Annotated in this window: 2 protein-coding genes; one reads left to right on the forward strand and one right to left on the reverse strand. The window is 37.5% G+C overall.

The window, feature by feature from the left end:
* Window positions 1-56 precede the first annotated feature (56 nt).
* A complete protein-coding gene (locus CKF54_RS06910; RefSeq protein WP_119525625.1) occupies window positions 57-527 on the forward strand; it encodes an alpha/beta hydrolase in 471 nt (156 codons plus the stop codon).
* A 312-nt stretch (window positions 528-839) separates the two neighbouring features.
* On the opposite strand, the gene CKF54_RS08190 is transcribed toward CKF54_RS06910, so the two are convergent.
* Window positions 840-2,011: hypothetical protein (locus CKF54_RS08190; protein ID WP_222987560.1), on the reverse strand; the 1,172-nt coding region annotated here is incomplete at its 5' end.

Here is a 2,011-nt window from a genome sequence, read left to right on the forward strand (position 1 = left end):
TAATATTAAAAATTTAGGATGCACAACGTCAACAAATTAAAGCTCATTTAGCTAACATGCGTACTCAAGACGCACAAGCTAATCAAATTTCTTACAACGCTTACTACCTAGATCAAGATGGTAAAGTAGCAGAAGCTGCTCCATTAAGAACTGTAGACGCTGATACTCCTAACCTACCTCCGGTAATTAAAGAGTTCGCTGACTACTATCGTACTGATCGTGGTTTCCACCCACGTTCAATTAACTCAAATGGTAGCTGGGCAACTGTAATGCCTATGAGCTACATGAATACGAGATTAATGAACTACGCACAAGATATTAAAGTTCCTACTTTAATTATCACTGGTGAAGTTGCGCACTCTCGTTACTTTAGTGAAAGAGCTTTTGCTAAATTAAGCGGTACTAATGATAAAGAATTAGTAATCGTTCCTGGTGCTAACCACGTAGATCTTTACGATTTAGTTTCAGGTAAATTACCTATGCAAAAATTTGTTGACTTCTTTAACCAAAAATTAAACAACAACTAATTCTTGGTTGAAGTACAAACAAAGAGTGTAAAAAGTATAGTTATGTAACTACAGAGTTACTGAGTTCAGGGTTACAAAAAGCTCTAGGTACTCTTACCTAAGTTATTCTCCCTAGTGCTCTTCTGTAGTTAGCTCCCCTCCAGCAAACTATACTTTTTCCCTTAGTAAATCCCGCAAACAAAATTAAGGCTGACCCTCTTAGGATCAGCCTTTTTCTTATGAAAAAAAAGCAAGGAAGTTTTACCCTCCTTGCTTTTAGTTTTATGTTTACTTTAGTTTATGCTTACTTTAGTTTAGTTGCAAAGAGCTCAACTACATAAGTTTGCCGTAGCGGCCAATTACGAAGTCAAGTTCTAATTGCGTTTGTGGTTGCACTAGACCTTTGAGTTTATCATCAAAGTCTGCTGGTAAAGTCTTGAAATTATCAGGACGAACATAAGAATAACCAGAGCTCTCAATGTCGGACTTGTTTCTATATATATAAGATAAAGCCCAAGTGAAATTATCACTCATTGACGCTAAGCCATTAGCATTGAGCATTAAATTGGTTAGATCAAAGCCGTTCCAATACATCGGAGACTTATACAGAGGATGATTATTGTCTTTAACCACCTTAATCTGGTCTAGTTTTAAACTAAAGTTATCGTAACTGAGACGAGTTTTGAAGTTAACCCAGTTAGCAAGAACATTAAAGGCTTCACCTTTCCAGAAGTTCTTTAAGAGATTGCCACTAAAATCTAAATAAAGAGATGGATTGTCTCTTGGCATGATTTTGAGCTTTCTTCTAAAGAGATGACCAGTTTGCCATTGCATTACTTTTACTTTCTGACGATAGAAGTAGTTTTTCTCTAACAGGAAGAGAGCAAAAGTATTTTTACGTGCTTGCTCTGGCAGGTTAGCAAAGTCTACTGGAGTAAAGTTAGCAATATTTCCTGCAATTGAAATATTTTGCGGTACAGGAAGAATTTCAACTCGCTCCTCTTCACGCCATTTACGCTCACGACGGTACACTACTTTTTCGTATTGTCTACGAAGTTTTGTAAGCTCGTCGTAGGCTTGTGAATCAACACCATGCTCATTTACGTAAACTTGGTTATATCTTACTTCTTTTTGCTCATTGATTCTTGTAATGATCTGCAATATAGCTAGAGATGAATTGTAGTAATCACGGAAGTATTTGTGCGTAAACACACGTTCTACTAGACCATAATCTAAATCAGTCACAATTGCCATGAGTAAGATAGTAAGTCTTTCACCTAGTTGGGCATCAATTGAGCCGGCACCAACAATCATTTGAATAAAGTCTTGCACACTTACTTGTGGTGCTGGAGCTGTTTGATTTGCTGTAGCTTCTGCGTCTGCTGAAGCTTGACTACTTGTCGCCTCTTGAACTGTTGCTGAGGTAGAGTTTTGCTCTTGAGCTGTTGCTGAAGCTGCATTTTGCTCTTGAGTTTGAGATTGAGCTTGCTCTTGAGTTTGCTCTT

Origin of the sequence: Psittacicella hinzii (genome assembly GCF_003585885.1) — a bacterium.
GTDB lineage: Bacteria > Pseudomonadota > Gammaproteobacteria > Enterobacterales > Psittacicellaceae > Psittacicella.